We start from the raw sequence: 16,996 nt of genomic DNA on the forward strand, positions 1-16,996 counted from the left end.
CAGAGTTCTCCAGAGGTAAGGTTGGTTTGTTTTATCCCCTCTCCCCTATGGGGAGAGGGTTAGGGTAGGAAGGTGCGGTCTGATGCCCTCACCCCGGCCCTCTCCCACGGGGAGAGGGAGAAAAGATTACGAGGGCATTGCGATGGCCTGCTTCTCTTCGAGCAGTTTTTCCACCACGCCAGGATCCGCGAGCGTTGAGGTATCACCGAGGTTGCTGGTGTCCCCTGCCGCGATTTTGCGCAAGATACGACGCATAATTTTGCCGGAGCGGGTTTTCGGCAGCGAGTCGGTCCAGTGCAGCACGTCCGGCGTTGCCAGCGGGCCAATCTCTTTACGCACCCAGTTGCGCACCTCAGCGTAGAGCTCTGGCGACGGCTCTTCCCCGTGGTTCAGGGTGACATAGGCGTAAATTGCCTGGCCTTTGATGTTGTGCGGAATACCGACAACGGCGGCTTCGGCAATCTTCGGATGCGACACCAGCGCTGATTCAATCTCCGCGGTGCCCAGACGGTGGCCAGAGACGTTAAGCACGTCGTCCACGCGCCCGGTTATCCAGTAATAGCCATCTTCGTCACGACGCGCGCCGTCGCCGCTGAAGTACATGTTTTTAAAGGTCGAGAAGTAAGTCTGCTCGAAGCGATCGTGATCGCCGAACAGGGTACGCGCCTGACCCGGCCAGGAGTCTGCGATCACCAGGTTGCCTTCGGTGGCGCCTTCCAGCGGGTTGCCTTCATTATCCACCAGCGCAGGCTGCACGCCGAAGAACGGACGGGTCGCGGAACCGGCCTTCAGTTGCGTGGCGCCCGGCATCGGGGTGATCATAAAGCCGCCGGTTTCGGTCTGCCACCAGGTGTCCATCACCGGGCATTTCTCGTTGCCGATTTTCTTCCAGTACCACTCCCAGGCTTCCGGGTTAATGGGCTCGCCCACGGAACCGAGGATGCGCAATGAAGAGCGGTCGGTGCCTTCGATGGCTTTGTCGCCTTCCGCCATTAATGCGCGGATCGCCGTTGGCGCGGTGTAGAGAATATTGACCTGGTGCTTATCGACCACCTGGCACATACGCGCCGGGGTCGGCCAGTTGGGTACGCCCTCAAACATCAGCGTTGTTGCGCCACAGGCCAGCGGGCCGTACAGCAGGTAGCTGTGTCCGGTGACCCAGCCCACGTCGGCGGTACACCAGTAGATGTCGCCCGGATGGTAGTCGAAGACGTATTTGAAGGTGGTGGCCGCATAGACCAGATAGCCGCCGGTGGTGTGCAGTACGCCTTTTGGCTTACCGGTGGAGCCGGAGGTATAAAGAATGAACAGCGGATCTTCTGCGTTCATCTCTTCCGGCTGATGCTGGTCGCTCGCTTTTTCAATCAGGTCGCTCCACCACAGGTCGCGACCTTCGTTCCAGTCGATCTTACCGCCGGTACGCTTAAGGACGATGACGTTGCTGACCGTTTTGACGTTCGGGTTTTTCAACGCTTCGTCGACGTTTTTCTTCAGAGGGATACCGCGTCCGGCGCGCACGCCTTCATCGGCGGTGATCACCAGTTTTGAACTTGAATCGACAATACGACCCGCAACCGCCTCTGGCGAGAACCCGCCAAAAATCACTGAGTGAATCGCACCGATACGCGCGCAGGCCAGCATGGCCACCGCCGCTTCCGGCACCATCGGCATATAGATAGCGACCACGTCGCCTTTTTGAATGCCTTTTTCCAGCAGAACGTTGGCGAAGCGGCACACGTCACGGTGCAGCTCTTTATAGGTAATATGTTTGCTCTGCGAGGCGTCATCGCCTTCCCAGATAATCGCCGTCTCATTCCCACGCTCGGCAAGGTGACGATCAAGGCAGTTCGCCGCCAGGTTCAGGGTGCCATCTTCATACCATTTAATGGAGACATTGCCGGGCGCAAAGGAGGTGTTCTTCACCTTCTGATAAGGTTTGATCCAGTCAAGGATATGGCCCTGCTCACCCCAGAAGGTGTCCGGGGCGGTGATAGATTGCTGATATTTCTCGTGGTACTGCTCCGGGGTGATCAGGCAACGGTCCGCAATATTTGCGGGAATGTCATGTTTGTGGATTTGGCTCATGGCTTTTTTTCTCCTTGTAAGATGTTAATAATATGTCGCAAAAACGTTAATTGTAGGGGCTTTACAAGCTTTGTTTAGTATTTGGGCTACAGATCACGCATTGTTTGAAGAGTATGAAAAATGAGCGAATGAAACTTTGAAGGAAAATAATTTATGCTGACGATTATTCACATTTATGTTTAAAAAAGCGTTTTTATAACAAAAGGTTATTTATAAGAAGTAGAACAAACTCCCGTCATCGTCGCTTTTGTGAGTGAAACGCGTCGTTCTTTAAGGCTTGCGCAACAGGTCGCGCAAATGATACTCATACGCCGCGTTAAAAAATCCCATAAACCAACGCAACACAATTCATACCCTTTCAGTATGTCTCCATATTCATGCAGTTTGCGTGAATAAGGCGCTCATTGAGGAAGTCAGTTTCTATGAAAAACGTTAAAGTCAGCCTTGCCTGGCAGATCTTAATCGCCCTTGTGCTGGGCATCTTGTTGGGCAGTTACCTTCACTATCACAGCGACAGCCGCGAATGGCTGATTGCGAACCTGCTCTCTCCGGCAGGGGATATCTTTATTCATCTGATCAAGATGATTGTGGTACCGATTGTGATCTCGACGCTGGTGGTCGGTATTGCGGGCGTCGGCGATGCGAAGCAGTTAGGTCGTATTGGTGCGAAAACCATTATCTATTTCGAAGTGATCACTACGGTGGCGATCATTCTCGGTATCACCCTGGCGAACGTGTTCCAGCCGGGTTCCGGGATTGATATGTCGCAGCTGGCTACGGTGGATATTTCGAAATACCAAAGTACGACCGCCGACGTGCAGAGCCACGCGCACGGCCTGATGGGCACTATCCTGTCGCTGGTGCCGACCAACATCGTGGCGTCGATGGCGAAGGGCGAGATGCTGCCGATTATCTTCTTCTCGGTGCTGTTTGGTCTGGGGCTCTCTTCTCTGCCGGCGACGCACCGTGAGCCGCTGGTCACCGTGTTCCGCTCTATCTCCGAAACCATGTTTAAAGTGACCCACATGGTGATGCGCTACGCGCCGGTAGGGGTGTTTGCGCTTATCGCCGTCACCGTGGCGAACTTCGGTTTTGCCTCCCTGTGGCCGCTGGCGAAGCTGGTGATCCTGGTGCACTTCGCCATCCTGTTCTTCGCGCTGGTGGTGCTGGGGATCGTGGCACGTCTGTGCGGGCTGAGCATCTGGATCCTGATTCGTATCCTGAAAGATGAGCTGATTCTGGCCTACTCCACGGCAAGCTCTGAGAGCGTGCTGCCGCGTATTATTGAGAAGATGGAAGCCTACGGCGCGCCAGCGTCGATCACCAGCTTCGTGGTGCCGACCGGTTACTCCTTTAACCTGGATGGTTCGACGCTGTACCAGAGTATCGCCGCTATCTTTATTGCGCAGCTGTACGGCATTGACCTGTCGCTGTGGCAGGAGATCGTACTGGTTCTGACGCTGATGGTGACGTCCAAAGGTATTGCTGGCGTTCCGGGCGTTTCGTTCGTGGTGCTGCTGGCAACGCTGGGCAGCGTTGGTATTCCGCTCGAAGGTCTGGCATTTATCGCCGGTGTGGACCGTATCCTCGACATGGCGCGTACGGCGCTGAACGTGGTGGGCAATGCCCTGGCGGTGCTGGTTATCGCCAAGTGGGAGCACAAATTCGACCGCAAAAAAGCGCTGGCATATGAACGCGAAGTGCTGGGTCGTTTTGATAAGACGGCTGACCAGTAACATCCTAAGCCCGGTGGCGCTGCGCTTACCGGGCCTACGGGTTTTGTAGGCCGGGTAAGGCGAAGGCGCCACCCGGCACTTTACTCCCCGCTTAACGCATCAAACTCTTCGCATCCCGTATCAAACCCTTCAGTGCAGCTCAGGTTCAACCAGTACAGTGCTTTCTGCTTATTTGGCGTGATAAAGCCTTTCTCGCCCTGCCTGAACAACATCCCCGCCCAGTACTCGGCGTAGCCGGTACGCGAAAGGGCTGAACTTCGCTTGAACCACGAGGCGGCCTGCACGTCATCCTGCGCTACCTCGACGCCGTTGGCATAAATCAGCCCCAGCAACAGCTGCGCATCGACCGCAGAGTCGCTGTCGATATCTTCGGTTGCCGTTTGCAGCAGTTTAATGGCCTGGGGATAGTCAGTTTTACCGGCCTGAGTGTTGACCAGCACGCGTGCCAGCATGATCGCGCCGCGTTTGCTGCCAGCAATGTTTGCCTGTTGGGCCAGGGCTTTGGCCTGTGCGTAATCGCCCTGCGTAAAAAGGATTTGCGAGAGCAGCGCCATGGCGTCGACATCGCCGCCTTTTGCGGCTTTCTCTGCCCACAGCGCGGCCTGCTTGCTGTCGCCGGAGCTGAAGTACGTATCAGCAAGATAATACTGGGCACGCGCATCACCGGCTTCCGCCTGCTTCTGATACTGGCTGCCTATCTCATCCGCGCGGGCGAAGGACGTTAAAAACACTAACAACAGAAAAATGGATTTCATGGATTCTTATCATCTGGGTACACGCCGCGCAGTATAATCGCGGGCGCAAAAGAAAAAAATGGGTGCATTAAGACCTCAGCATCCTACAAGCCGGGCGGAACCGTTGTTCCGCCCATAGAGGTTAGCCTGCGACGCAGGCTAATTTCGCCGCCACCTCCTGATGTTAACTCTTTATTGTGAGCTCGCAGAGCTTCCCGCGAGTAATAAAGGTAAATATCACTATCGTCAGGCAGATAATAAAGACGATGCCTAACGCAGTTTTTAATGGCGTCATGCCTTTTACTCCTTGTCAAAAAAAGAATAAGAGGCTACTCTCAACCTGTTGGGAGTTGAGGGAGTAGCCTCGGGTAAATGAAAATTTCCCGGGGCTTTCTACTTTCTGTCCCTCAACAATGCTCAAGACAGAAAGTCTTAAGCACCCGCCGCACATCTTATCCCTCTGAATTAAAATGCAAAGATGTAATTCTTTTTCGCGAAAATTACATTATTTCTGCGAGCCGCTTTCCAGAATAATAATTGATATTATTGATAAGCCAACCGGAAATAAAAAGGGAGTGAATATTTCACTCCCTTTATTCATCGATGAATTAACGGCTTCAACCCATTGCGCTTTCGCGCAGCCGGGCTTTCAGCTTGTTATATTCGTCGATCACATACTGTTCCGCGGCGTGCTGATCCGCAATCGGCTCAACGTTGACGGCGCAGTATTTATACTCCGGCGTTTTGGTTATCGGGCTTAAGTTCTCCGTTACCAGCTCGTTACAGGCACCAATCCACCACTGATAGGTCATATAGACCGCCCCTTTGTTTGGACGGTCGCTGACCTGCGCTCGGGTGATGATCCGCCCTTTGCGCGAGTTCACCCACACCAGTGCTTCATCCTCAATGCCGAGGCGCTTCGCGTCGGCAGTATTGATTTGCGCGTAGCCCGGTTCGTCCGCCAGCGCCGCCAGCGCGGCGCAGTTGCCGGTCATCGAACGACAGGAGTAGTGGCCCACCTCACGTACGGTGGAGAGCACCATTGGATACTCATCGGTGAGTTTATCAATGGGCGCGACCCAGTCGCAGGTGAAGAATTGCGCCAGCCCGTTCGGGGTGTCGAATTTCTCCTTAAAGAGATAGGACGTGCCTTGATCGGCCTCCGACTCATCCCGGCACGGCCACTGGATATACCCCAGCTCACCCATTTTTTCATAGGTTGCCCCGTAGAAGTCCGGACACAGACTGCGCAACTCGTCCCAGATCTCCTGAGTGTTGTTGTAGTGCATCGGGTAGCCCATGCGGGTGGCGATTTCGCTGATGATCTGCCAGTCGGTTTTCAGGTCCCACTTCGGCTCGACCGCCTTAAAGAAGCGCTGGAAGCCGCGGTCTGCCGCAGTGTAGACGCCTTCATGCTCGCCCCAGGAGGTCGACGGTAAAATCACATCCGCCGCCGCCGCGGTTTTGGTCATGAAGATATCCTGGACAATCACCAGCTCCAGATCCTCAAACCCTTTGCGCACCGCCGAGAGCTCGGCGTCGGTCTGGAGAGGATCTTCGCCCATGATGTAGGCCGCACGCACTTCGCCATGCGCCGCGCGGTGCGGCAGCTCGCTGATGCGGTACCCGGTGTGTTCCGGCAGGCTTTCCACGCCCCAGGCCTTCGCGAATTTGGCGCGGTTCTCCGGAAATTTCACGTACTGGTAGCCAGGATAAGTATCCGGCAGCGCGCCCATATCGCAGGCGCCCTGGACGTTATTCTGACCGCGCACCGGGTTCACACCAACGTGGGCTTTACCCAGATTACCGGTCAGCATCGCGAGGCTGGTCAGAGAGCGCACGGTCTCCACACCCTGGTAGAACTGGGTCACGCCCATACCCCAGAGGATGGCGGCGGTTTTCGCCCCGGCATACATTCGTGCCGCCTGGCGGATCGCCTGCGCGCTGACGCCGGTGATCGCTTCCACCGACTCTGGCGTATAGCCTTCGACTATTTTCTTGTACTCTTCAAAGCCTTCCGTACGGGTCGCGACAAACGCCTGGTCGTACAGGTTCTCCTCAATGATGACGTGCCCCATTGCGTTCAGCAGCGCGATGTTCGAGCCGTTTTTCAACGCGATGTGCATATCCGCAATGCGCGCGGTTTCAATTTTGCGCGGATCGCAGACGATGATTTTCGCCCCATTCTGCTTAGCGCGAATAACGTGGTTCGCGACGATAGGGTGAGAATCCGCCGGGTTATAACCAAAGATGAAGACGAGATCGGTATTATCTATCTCGTTGATGGCATTGCTCATTGCGCCGTTACCGACCGACTGGTGCAGACCTGCAACCGATGGGCCGTGTCAGACGCGAGCGCAGCAGTCGACGTTATTGGTTCCAATAACGGCGCGCGCGAATTTTTGCATCACATAGTTGGTTTCATTTCCCGTCCCGCGGGAAGAGCCGGTGGTCTGAATCGCATCAGGGCCATATTTGGCCTTGATGGCGCTCAGGCGCGTGGCGACGTAATCCAGCGCCTCGTTCCAGGAGACGGCTTCCAGCTTGCCGCCGCGCTCGCGGCGGATCATAGGGTTTTTCAGGCGCGGGGTGAGGATTTGGGTATCGTTTATAAAATCCCAGCCGTAGTAACCTTTCAGGCATAGCGTGCCCTGGTTGGTTTTCCCCTGTGCGGCCTCTGCCCGGACGATTTTGCCGTTATCGACCACCAGGTGGATCTTGCAACCTGAGGCACAATAAGGGCAAACCGTGACGACTTTTTTCATCAGTCTGCTCCAGTTAATCGAATCATTCGCACCCACTATGCAGCTTCTATGCCATGTTTTTCGTATGGGTATACCCTGACTTTACGGCCCCTTCGCGGTGAAAACCCTGACAAAAAACAGCCAATCGTCAAAATTGACGTGTCGACAAGGCAGCGGATGTGACATGGGTTGAATTTCCGTCACTGAAAAAACCATTTGACTGGAGCCGACGGCAGAATGGTACAGACTTAACATAATCCCCTGACGGAAGCATACGATGAAACCGGCGATTCTGGTGGTTGATGACGATACGGCAGTCTGCGAACTGCTTCAGGACGTGCTGAGCGAGCACGTCTTTAGCGTGCTTGTCTGCCATAACGGCCAGGATGCACTGCGGCAGGTGCAGCAGGAGCCGAATATCGCGCTTGTGCTGCTGGACATGATGCTGCCGGATATCAACGGCCTGCAGGTTCTGCTGCAGCTGCAAAAGCAGCGACCGGCGCTACCGGTTGTGATGTTAACCGGGCTGGGCAGTGAGTCAGACGTGGTGGTGGGGCTGGAGATGGGGGCCGACGATTATATTGGCAAACCGTTCAACCCGCGCGTGGTGGTCGCCCGTGTTAAGGCGGTATTGCGCCGTACCGGCGTGCTTGCTGCTGAAGTCCCCGCAGCGCCCGTTGAGGGCATTGCTTTTAACGGATGGACGCTCGATACCACCCGCTGTGAGCTGAGCGATCCGCAGCGTAATCCCGTCCCGTTAACCCAGGGCGAGTACGGCCTGCTGCTGGCGCTCACGCAAAATGCCCGTCGGGTGCTGAGCCGTGACCGGTTGCTTGAGCTGACTCACAGCGAAAGCGCCGACGTGTTCGACCGCACGATTGACGTGTTGATCATGCGCCTGCGACGGAAAATCGAGGCTAACCCGCATCAGCCTGCACTCATTAAAACCATTCGTGGGTTGGGCTATGTGTTTGCCACCGATGTTTCCCATAGCGAGAAAGCGGCCTAAGTATTCTCTTTGATAAACAACTGCAGCTCGGCCAGCGTTTTTGCGCCGTCAATCGCATTGGCGGCCAGCAGGCTTGCCCGCGCGCAGGCGTGCGCCAGATAAATACTCTCTGTCAGCGGCAGCGATTCATGGCAACCGTATAAAAACCCCGCGCAAAACGCATCGCCCGCGCCGACGCTGCCGATAATCTCTTTCTGCTCCAGTAACCATGATGGGATCCAGCGGCCTTGCTCACCCGGCGCTTCACCCCATGCCCCTTCCGGACAGTGGATAACCACCCGCTGGCGAACGCCTGCCGCCAGCAGCTGTGCGGCGGCTTCAGAAATATGGGCTATATTCAGCGCATCGCTGCCGTCTCGCATCTCCAGCCCGCTAAACTCCCCGGCTTCCAGCTCGTTAATCACCAGATAATCCAGATGGCGCAGGGCAGGGAGCACCAGCGGCTGGTAGCGCGGGTCGCCCTTGCGGGACACCAGATCGAGCGAGGTTTCATACCCCTGGTCGTGCATCTGCGCCAGCAGCCGCGCGCTGCGGGTGCCAAATTCGTCATCGGGCATATCCAGGCTGTCGAGCAGCAGCAGGTAGCCGAGATGGAAGATCTTCATCGATCCGTCTAAGCGATCGAAGGCGGGAAGATCCAGCAGGCGGTTGGCGCCCGGCGAGTGGAAAAAGGTGCGTTGTCCGCTGGGATCGGTCATCACCTGCGACATGGAGGTCGGCGCAAAGGTGGTGCGCTGTACGCGCTGGCGGTTGACGTGGTACTGGTCGAGCATCGCCAGAATGTAGTCCCCGTCGCTGTCTTCCCCGATTAGCCCCACCGCCTGCAGCGGCAGGCCAACGTGCATTTTCGCCAGCGTCAGCAGGACGTTGAGCGGCGCGCCGCCGGTTGAGCGTTCGCTGTGGGTGATTTCCGCCAGCCAGCCGCGCTCCGGCCACTGCACGATCTGGTGGACGTGGTCCACCAGCATATTGCCTGCGGCGATGATGCCCTTACGTTCCATTATGCCTGCCCCGCGCTGCCGAAGATGCGCATCTGTTCGGCGACCGTATCGGTTATCGCCTCTTCTATCCCCAGCAGCAGCTCGGCAAATTCATCGTACAGCGGCTGACGCTTTGCCATGCGCTGCTCAACGGCGGCGAGCGCGGCCTGCGACATGCCGGTATAAAAGTTAATTTTATGAATGCCCAGCTCAATCGCGCGACGGAAGTCGGCATCGCTAATCCCGGAGCCGCCGTGTAAAACCAGCGGCAGCCCCGTCTGCTGGCGAATGGCGTCCAGACGGGGGAAATCGAGCTTCGGCTCGCCCCTGTATTTGCCGTGCGCGTTGCCGATAGCCACCGCCAGCGCGTCAATGCCGGTTGAATCGACAAATTCGCGCGCCAGCTGCGGGTCGGTAAAGAAAGCTTCATCCGCATGCCCGTACAGCGCGCCGCCTTCATCGCCCCCGACCGCGCCCAGCTCCGCCTCCACCGATACGCCCACCGCGCGGCACATCTTCACCACTTCCCGCGTCTGGCGAATGTTTTCCTCGTAGCTCAGCGTAGAGCCGTCGAACATCACCGAGCTGAACCCTAAGCGCAGGGCGCGCACCACCGCCTCGAAATGCAGGCCGTGGTCGAGATTGAGCACCACGGGAATGTCGTGACGGGCGGCCTCGAACTTCACCGCTTCGACAAGCGAATCCAGCGACACGTACTTAAAGTGTACTTCGGCGATGTTGATGATAAACGGCGAGCGCTCCTGCTTTGCGGCGGCGAACAGCGCGCGCAGGAAGTGGGAGTCGAGCACGTTAAACGCGCCCAGCGCGTAGCGGTGTTGTCTGGCGTGCGCAAGACCGTCGGCAAGAGAAATCAATGGCATCATTCACCCCTTATATCCGAAACAGGTTGTACTCGTTGCACAGCACCAGCAGCGCCGGCTCGTCTTCTTCGATGTTGTTATAGCGGGCAACGGGCTGCAAAAAGTGGTTGTCGTGCTCGTCGTCATTGACCGAGGACACTTCCCCGACCAGCACGTCGCCGAAGCCGCGTTCGCCCCAGAAGCTGTGATAAAGACCGGGCGTCAGGCAGATGCTTTCCCCTGGCGTGAGGCGCAGCTGGCTGCCGGGGGCGTGGGTCTGACGGCAGCCGTCGATGGTGACCGTCACGTCGGTGTTTTCCGTCTCTTCATGTGCACCGGCATTCCACAATTCTACAATCAGGTTCCCGCCACCCCGGTTGATGATGTCTTCTCGCTTACGCCAGTGAAAATGCATCGGCGTCACCTGGCCGTCGCGCACGTGCATGATTTTTTCGGCATAGCCTTTTTCATACGGCACCCCGTTGGGCGAGCCGTTGCGCAGGGTGAACAGCGTCAGGCCCTGTGCGGCAAAGCTGTTGCCGCCGAAGGCCGTCACGTCCCAGCCGAGCTTGAGGTCGAACACTTCCTGCCACGCGGCCTGGTCAAGCTGCTGCCATTTTGTTGGCGGAAAGCTGGCAAACGGCGGGAGATGAACGTCGTGCATGGAAAAGAACTGCCGCGTGTGGCCGAGAATTTCATTGATGTCGGAGCGTTTCATGGGGACTCCTTGAATTTTATGCCACCCCCTCACCCCGACCCTCTCCCTCAAGGGAGAGGGGGAATAAGTTCCCTCTCCCGGTGGGAGAGGGTTAGGGTGAGGGCATCAGGCCGCAGCGAGGTTATTTAACCGTCCACCCCTTATACGTGCCGACGTTCTTTTTATCGATCATCGTCACCGGGATCAGCACGGGCGCTTTCGGCGCAGGTTTGCCCTGGAGAATGTCATAGCCGATCTCCACCGCTTTTGCCGCCATCACCTGCGGATCTTGCGCCGGGGTTGCCACAAACAGCGAGTTTTCACGCTTCAGCGCTTCCTCACCGTCCGGTGAACCATCCACGCCGACGATAAAGAACTCATTGCGCTGCGCCTGCTTCGCGGCCAGATCGGCGCCGATCGCCGTCGGATCGTTAATCGCAAACACGCCGTCGATCTTCGGATTGGCCGCCAGCAGGGAGGTCATGACTTCCAGACCGCCTTCACGACTGCCTTTGGCGTTCTGGTTATCCGAGAGCACCTTGATATCCGGATGTTTTTTGAACTCCGTCTGGCAACCTTCCACGCGGTTTTGCACCGCAGAGACCGGTGGTCCGTTGATGATCACCACGTTGCCTTTGCCTTTCAGGCGGTCGGTAATGTACTTACAGGCCATTTCGCCCGCCTGGGTGTTATCGGAGGTGATGGTGGCATCAGCCCCTTCCGCCGCCACGTCAACCGCCACGACCACGATCCCGGCGTCCTTCGCGCGCTTCACCGCTGGGCCGATCCCTTTGGAGTCCGCGGCGTTGAGGATGATCATGTCTACCTTCGCGGCAATAAAGTTGTCGATCTGAGCCACCTGCTGGCCCAGATCGTACCCGCTGGAGACCAGCGTCACCTTGACGTTATCCCCCGCCAGCTTGCGCGCTTCCAGCTCGGCACCTTTGGTGATCTGCACGAAGAACGGGTTGGCCAGGTCGCCCACCGTCACGCCAATGGATTTCAGATCTTTTGCCTGCGCAAACGGCGTTGCGGCAAGCAGCGCGCCAGCACAGAGCGCGGTCACTAACGGTTTCAAACGCATATGGTTTTCCTCGAAGCTGTAGGGTGTTGTTGTTATGCACTTTGATGGTGTCGGGTACGGTATTTGTCGATCAGCACCGCTATGATGATCACCGCCCCTTTGATCACCAGCTGCCAGAAGTAGGAGACGCCCATCAGCGTCATGCCGTTGTTAAGGGTGGCGATGATCAGCGCGCCGACCAGCGTGCCGGTGATCGTGCCGATCCCGCCGACGAAGCTGGTACCGCCGAGGATCACCGCCGCAATCGCATCCAGCTCGTAGCCTGTGCCGAGGTTACCGTTGGCGCTGTAGAGGCGCGAGGCGCTCATGACGCCGCCGAGGCCGGAGAGCAGGCCGCTCATGCCGTAGACAAACAGCAGCACCAGCCAGACCTTAATGCCCGTTAAGCGCGCCGCCTGCATGTTGCCGCCCACGGCGTAGATATGAACGCCGAGCGTGGTGCGGCGCAGGATAAACCAGCAGATAGCGATGACCGCGAGGGCGATCACCACCAGCCACGGAATCGGGCCGAGATAGTTATTGCCGATCCACTCAAAGTTGATGTTGGAGTTAATGACCGTCGTGCCGTCGGCCAGCAGATACGCCGCACCGCGCAGTGCCGTATAGGTGCCGAGCGTCACGATGAAGGGCGGCAGTCCGGCGAAGGCCACCAGCGCGCCGTTGAACAGGCCCAGCACCATGCCGAGCATCAGCGCGGCCGGAATGGAGAGCATGGCAAATTCAGGGATAAGCGAGACCACCATCGCCGCTACCGCCGTAGTGCCCAAAATCGAGCCCACGGAGAGGTCAATCCCGCCGGTTAAAATGATGAAGGTCATTCCCGCCGCCAGCACGATGTTGATCGACGCCTGACGGGTAATGTTGAGCAGGTTGCTCTCGGTAAAGAAGTTCGGGGCAATAAAGCCAAATACCGCCACAATCAGGATCAGAATCGGCAAAATACCGACCGTTTGCATCAGATCGCTCATCAGCATTTTTTTGGCAGAGGCGGATTTCGCCACCTGCTGCGGACTGGTTGAATGTGTCATGGTTACACCGCCTGATGATGAGTGTCGTTCACGCCGGTTGCCAGCGTCATGATGTTTTCCTGAGAGATGTCGCGCCCGTGGAGCTCGCCCGCAATGCTGCCTTCGCGCATCACGTACACCCGGTCGCTCATCCCCACCACTTCCGGCAGCTCGCTGGAGATCATCAAAATCGCCACCCCTTTGCGCGCCATCTGGTTCATGATGCGGTAGATCTCGCTTTTCGCGCCGACGTCCACGCCGCGGGTGGGTTCGTCCAGCATCAGAATGCGCGGACCGATGGCCACCCAGCGGGAGATGAGCAGCTTCTGCTGGTTGCCGCCCGAAAGCCCGCCCGCGCGTACCTGAGCATGCGGCACGCGGATGTTGAGCAAGGCAATGGCATCATCGGAAATCGACTGGGCTTTTTTACGGTTTAGCATGCCGAAGGTAGCGTCGCGTTCCAGCGTCGCCATGGTGATGTTCTCCTGCGCCGCCAGCTCCAGAAACAGCCCCTGCTCCTTGCGGTTCTCGGTGAGAAAACCGATGCCGTTTTCGATGGCCGCGCGCGGGGAGTGGATCACCACCGGCTCGCCGTCGACCTCAATCATGCCGCCCGTGGCTTTGCGCACGCCGAAGATAAGCTGCGCCAGCTCGGAGCGTCCGGCCCCGACCAGCCCCGCCAGCCCGACGATTTCGCCGGAACGCACCTGCAGGCTGCAGGGCTGTACTTTTTTACCGTCGGTGAGGTGGTGCACGTTGAGGCGCGGGCTGCCGAGGGGAATGTCACGCTCCTTGTTGAACAGGTCGCTTAGCGGGCGGCCCACCATCATGCGCACCAGCTCGGAGGCGTTGAGCTTGTCGCGCGTCAGGCTGCCGACGTATTGCCCGTCGCGCAGAACGCTGACGCGGTCAGAGAGTTCATACACTTCCGCCATGCGGTGGCTGATATAGATGATCGCCATCCCTTCATCGCGCAGGCGCAAAATCAGTTCGAACAGACGATGCGTTTCTCGCGAGGAGAGGGCGGCGGTGGGTTCATCCATCACCAGAATGCGGCTGTTGCGGTGCAGCGCGCGGGCAATTTCTACCTGCTGCTGTTCGGCGATAGTTAGCTTCATCACCAGATCGGTGGCGCTGAACTGCGCGCCGAGACGGTCAACCACCGCCTGCGCCTGGGCGGCCATCTCTTTGCGCTGCACCATCCCGCCGCGCGACAGCTCGCTGCCGAGGAAGATATTTTCGGCAACGGTCAGATTGGGCGCGAGCTGCATCTCCTGATAAATCAGGGTGATGCCCGCGGCCAGCGCATCTTTCGGCCCTTTAATATGAAACGGCTGGCCGTCGATCAGGATCTCGCCGCTGGTGGCGGTATAGGCTCCGGCGAGGATTTTCATCAGCGTACTTTTTCCCGCGCCGTTTTCCCCCATCAGCGCGTGGATCTCACCGGGGAAAACCGTCAAATCCACACCCTTGAGCGCGTGGAAACTGCCAAACGTTTTGGCAATGCTGCGCATCTCTAATACCGGGGTTCTGCTCATGGCGGATCTCCTGTGAATGCCGATTTCTGCACTTCATCACAGGTGCGTAAATGCAAAATGTCAGAAGCTGTTCATATTTGTCATAGTTATGAATAGCTAATGTGGATCACAGTTACGGAGTCAACATGTCTTCACGCCCCCCGTTTTTCGCCAGCGCCCGCGGTCGCCTGCTGATATTTAATCTGCTGGTGGTCGCCGTGACGCTGATGGTGAGCGGCGTGGCGGTGCTTGGCTTTCGTCACGCCAGTCAAATCCAGGAGCAGGTTCAGCAGCAAACGCTGGATGACATGACCGGCAGCATGAACCTGGCCCGCGATACCGCCAACGTGGCGACGGCGGCGGTGCGGCTCTCGCAGGTCGTCGGGGCGCTGGAGTACAAAGGCGAAGCCGAGCGCCTGAAGCAGACGCAAATGGCGCTGCGCCGCTCGCTGGAACAGCTTGCCGATGCGCCGCTGGCGCAGCAGGAGCCGGCGCTGGTGGCGCGCATTATTCAGCGAAGCAATGAGCTCCAGCAGAGCGTGACGGAGATGCTTGAGCGCGGGCAGCGACGCCATCTGGAGCGTAACGCGCTGCTCAGCTCGCTATATCAAAGCCAGAGCTACCTGCGTCATCTGCAGGACATCAACCGCCGTTACGACAGCAACGTACCGGATGCGCAGCAGCTGATGGAGATGGATCGGCTGATCGCTGCTGCTATCGACACCCCTTCGCCGCGCGCGACCGTTCATCAACTGGACGCAGTGGCCGCAACGCTGCCCCGAAATGCCGTACAGCCGGTCGTGAAGGAGGTTCTGCCTGATTTTAATGCCGAGCTAGGCAAACTCGCCCCGCTATCGAAGCAGCTGGAAGAGAGCGATCTGGCGATAAGCTGGTATATGTTCCACATCAAGGCGCTGGTTGCGATCCTCAACAGCGACATCAATCAGTACGTCGGGCAGGTGGCGCAGGCCTCCCGGCTTCGTACTGACCAGAGTCATCACGAGCTGCAATCCATCAGCGTGTTTATCAGCATCTTCGCCGTCCTGGCGCTGATCATCACCGGGTGCGCCTGCTGGTATATCTACCGCAATCTGGCCTCTAACCTGACGGCCATTTCCCGGGCGATGTCGCGCCTTGCTCACGGCGAACAGGATGTTTCCGTTCCCGCCCTCCAGCGGCGCGATGAGCTGGGTGAACTGGCGCGCGCGTTTAACGTTTTTGCCCGCAATACCGCCTCGCTAGAGCACACCACGCGTCTGCTGAAAGAAAAAACCACGCAGATGGAGATCGACCGCGTCGAGCGTCAGGGGCTGGAAGAGGCGCTGCTGCACAGCCAGAAAATGAAGGCGGTCGGACAGCTGACCGGCGGGCTGGCGCATGATTTTAACAACCTGCTGGCGGTGATCATCGGCAGCCTTGAACTCACCGACCCCGAATCAAAAGACGCGCCGCGCATTACCCGGGCGCTGAAGGCGGCCGAGCGTGGCGCCTTACTGACCCAGCGCCTGCTGGCGTTTTCCCGCAAGCAATCCCTGACGCCACATGCGGTAGAGATGCTGCCGCTGCTGGAGAACCTTCGGGAACTGATGCGCCACTCCTTGCCCGCGACCCTGACCCTGGAGATTGAAGCGCAATCGCCGGCCTGGCCCGCGTGGATAGACGTCAGCCAGCTGGAAAACGCCATCATCAACCTGGTGATGAACGCCCGCGATGCGATGGAGGGGCAAAGCGGGGTGATTAAAATTCGCACCTGGAATCAGCGCGTCACCCGCAGCGACGGTCGCAGGCAGGATATGGTAGCGCTGGAAGTCATTGACCGCGGCAGCGGCATGTCGCAGGAGGTGAAATCCCGGGTCTTTGAACCGTTCTTCACCACCAAGCAGACCGGAAGCGGGAGCGGGTTAGGCCTGTCGATGGTCTATGGCTTTGTGCGCCAGTCCGGTGGGCGCGTGGAGATTGAAAGCGCGCCGGGGCAGGGGACGACCGTCCGGCTTCATCTCCCGCGATCTGTGCTGCCCGCCGCTGCAGATGATGAAGCGCTGTCAGCCACCGCCTTCGTCGAGAGCGAGCGCCTGGTTCTGGTGCTGGAGGATGAAGCGGATGTCCGTCAGACCCTGTGCGAGCAGCTGCATCAGCTTGGCTACCTGACGCTTGAAGCGGACAACGGCGAGCAGGCGCTGAACATGCTGGCGGCGTCACCGGATATTGGCATGTTTATCAGCGACCTGATGTTGCCCGGCAGCCTCAGCGGAGCCGAGGTGATAAACCATGTGCGTAGTCATTATCCGCAGCTTCCGGTACTGCTGATCAGCGGCCAGGATTTACGACCCACGCATAACCCTCAGCTGCCGGACGTTCCGTTACTGCGTAAGCCGTTTACGCGGGTGCAGCTGGCGCAGGCGCTGCGGAAGGTCTGTTTATAAGAAGTGATATTTAGGAATTCATCAAGAGCGTGAGTAAACCGGGTGATGCTAACCTGCGCAAAATTTGGCAGATTGGGATATAAAGGGAACTATGCCGGTACTTACAAAAGGGGACTCACA

Annotated in this window: 12 protein-coding genes and 1 pseudogene; 3 read left to right on the forward strand and 10 right to left on the reverse strand. The window is 57.9% G+C overall.

The genetic code is table 11. The features are described 5' to 3' along the window. Nucleotides 1-126: 126 nt before the first annotated feature. On the reverse strand, nucleotides 127-2,085 hold the full coding sequence (acs, locus tag GXP72_RS01740; RefSeq protein ID WP_157188484.1) for an acetate--CoA ligase: 1,959 nt from the start codon (nucleotides 2,083-2,085) through the stop codon (nucleotides 127-129). Nucleotides 2,086-2,507: 422 nt separating this feature from the next. Here acs and gltP point away from each other — a divergent pair, with 422 nt between their 5' ends. After that, nucleotides 2,508-3,821: a glutamate/aspartate:proton symporter GltP gene (gene gltP, locus GXP72_RS01745; RefSeq protein ID WP_024906735.1), complete on the forward strand. Its 1,314-nt coding sequence runs from the start codon at nucleotides 2,508-2,510 to the stop codon at nucleotides 3,819-3,821. Between the two features lie 80 nt (nucleotides 3,822-3,901). On the opposite strand, the gene GXP72_RS01750 is transcribed toward gltP, so the two are convergent. The 3 genes and pseudogenes from GXP72_RS01750 to fdhF all read right to left on the reverse strand — a co-directional run bounded on the left by GXP72_RS01750 (nucleotide 3,902) and on the right by fdhF (nucleotide 7,320). After that, complete coding sequence (locus tag GXP72_RS01750; RefSeq protein WP_090420745.1) at nucleotides 3,902-4,576, reverse strand: tetratricopeptide repeat protein; 675 nt, start codon at nucleotides 4,574-4,576, stop codon at nucleotides 3,902-3,904. A 166-nt stretch (nucleotides 4,577-4,742) separates the two neighbouring features. Beyond that, nucleotides 4,743-4,850, reverse strand: a pseudogene (locus GXP72_RS01755) (Hok/Gef family protein); the annotation flags it as partial. A gap of 322 nt (nucleotides 4,851-5,172) precedes the next feature. Further along, on the reverse strand, nucleotides 5,173-7,320 hold the full coding sequence (fdhF, locus tag GXP72_RS01760; protein WP_090420738.1) for a formate dehydrogenase subunit alpha: 2,148 nt from the start codon (nucleotides 7,318-7,320) through the stop codon (nucleotides 5,173-5,175). A 256-nt stretch (nucleotides 7,321-7,576) separates the two neighbouring features. On the opposite strand from fdhF, the gene GXP72_RS01765 reads away from it, so the two are divergent. After that, nucleotides 7,577-8,308: a response regulator transcription factor gene (locus GXP72_RS01765; RefSeq protein WP_090420735.1), complete on the forward strand. Its 732-nt coding sequence runs from the start codon at nucleotides 7,577-7,579 to the stop codon at nucleotides 8,306-8,308. Here GXP72_RS01765 and GXP72_RS01770 read toward each other — a convergent pair. From GXP72_RS01770 to GXP72_RS01795, 6 genes are all read right to left on the reverse strand, one after another. Then, nucleotides 8,305-9,309, reverse strand: coding sequence for a carbohydrate kinase family protein (locus GXP72_RS01770; RefSeq protein WP_090420732.1), 1,005 nt, complete (start codon nucleotides 9,307-9,309; stop codon nucleotides 8,305-8,307). The two genes, GXP72_RS01765 and GXP72_RS01770, sit on opposite strands and share 4 nt — an antisense overlap. Next, on the reverse strand, nucleotides 9,309-10,169 hold the full coding sequence (locus tag GXP72_RS01775) for a ketose 1,6-bisphosphate aldolase (protein WP_061716125.1): 861 nt from the start codon (nucleotides 10,167-10,169) through the stop codon (nucleotides 9,309-9,311). Before GXP72_RS01775 ends, GXP72_RS01770 begins: the two co-directional genes overlap by 1 nt. Before the next feature lie 10 nt (nucleotides 10,170-10,179). Further along, on the reverse strand, nucleotides 10,180-10,866 hold the full coding sequence (locus tag GXP72_RS01780; RefSeq protein ID WP_061716124.1) for a D-lyxose/D-mannose family sugar isomerase: 687 nt from the start codon (nucleotides 10,864-10,866) through the stop codon (nucleotides 10,180-10,182). A gap of 121 nt (nucleotides 10,867-10,987) precedes the next feature. Further along, on the reverse strand, nucleotides 10,988-11,929 hold the full coding sequence (locus GXP72_RS01785; protein ID WP_021242935.1) for an ABC transporter substrate-binding protein: 942 nt from the start codon (nucleotides 11,927-11,929) through the stop codon (nucleotides 10,988-10,990). A gap of 32 nt (nucleotides 11,930-11,961) precedes the next feature. Continuing rightward, nucleotides 11,962-12,957: a ribose ABC transporter permease gene (locus GXP72_RS01790; RefSeq protein WP_048990313.1), complete on the reverse strand. Its 996-nt coding sequence runs from the start codon at nucleotides 12,955-12,957 to the stop codon at nucleotides 11,962-11,964. A 2-nt stretch (nucleotides 12,958-12,959) separates the two neighbouring features. After that, a complete protein-coding gene (locus tag GXP72_RS01795) occupies nucleotides 12,960-14,474 on the reverse strand; it encodes a sugar ABC transporter ATP-binding protein (RefSeq protein WP_208763412.1) in 1,515 nt (504 codons plus the stop codon). A 125-nt stretch (nucleotides 14,475-14,599) separates the two neighbouring features. On the opposite strand from GXP72_RS01795, the gene GXP72_RS01800 reads away from it, so the two are divergent. Continuing rightward, nucleotides 14,600-16,876, forward strand: coding sequence for an ATP-binding protein (locus GXP72_RS01800; RefSeq protein ID WP_208763413.1), 2,277 nt, complete (start codon nucleotides 14,600-14,602; stop codon nucleotides 16,874-16,876). Nucleotides 16,877-16,996: the final 120 nt, after the last annotated feature.

This window comes from Enterobacter sp. SES19, assembly GCF_011765665.1.
In the GTDB taxonomy this organism is placed as follows: Bacteria; Pseudomonadota; Gammaproteobacteria; order Enterobacterales; family Enterobacteriaceae; genus Enterobacter; species Enterobacter pseudoroggenkampii.

Excerpts from the sequence above, each read along its gene's own strand:
- acs (WP_157188484.1), bottom strand. The coding sequence starts at position 2,085 with ATGAGCCAAATCCACAAACATGACATTCCCGCAAATATTGCGGACCGT.
- gltP (WP_024906735.1), top strand. The coding sequence starts at position 2,508 with ATGAAAAACGTTAAAGTCAGCCTTGCCTGGCAGATCTTAATCGCCCTT.
- GXP72_RS01750 (WP_090420745.1), bottom strand. The coding sequence starts at position 4,576 with ATGAAATCCATTTTTCTGTTGTTAGTGTTTTTAACGTCCTTCGCCCGC.
- GXP72_RS01765 (WP_090420735.1), top strand. The coding sequence starts at position 7,577 with ATGAAACCGGCGATTCTGGTGGTTGATGACGATACGGCAGTCTGCGAA.
- GXP72_RS01770 (WP_090420732.1), bottom strand. The coding sequence starts at position 9,309 with ATGGAACGTAAGGGCATCATCGCCGCAGGCAATATGCTGGTGGACCAC.
- GXP72_RS01775 (WP_061716125.1), bottom strand. The coding sequence starts at position 10,169 with ATGCCATTGATTTCTCTTGCCGACGGTCTTGCGCACGCCAGACAACAC.
- GXP72_RS01780 (WP_061716124.1), bottom strand. The coding sequence starts at position 10,866 with ATGAAACGCTCCGACATCAATGAAATTCTCGGCCACACGCGGCAGTTC.
- GXP72_RS01785 (WP_021242935.1), bottom strand. The coding sequence starts at position 11,929 with ATGCGTTTGAAACCGTTAGTGACCGCGCTCTGTGCTGGCGCGCTGCTT.
- GXP72_RS01790 (WP_048990313.1), bottom strand. The coding sequence starts at position 12,957 with ATGACACATTCAACCAGTCCGCAGCAGGTGGCGAAATCCGCCTCTGCC.
- GXP72_RS01795 (WP_208763412.1), bottom strand. The coding sequence starts at position 14,474 with ATGAGCAGAACCCCGGTATTAGAGATGCGCAGCATTGCCAAAACGTTT.
- GXP72_RS01800 (WP_208763413.1), top strand. The coding sequence starts at position 14,600 with ATGTCTTCACGCCCCCCGTTTTTCGCCAGCGCCCGCGGTCGCCTGCTG.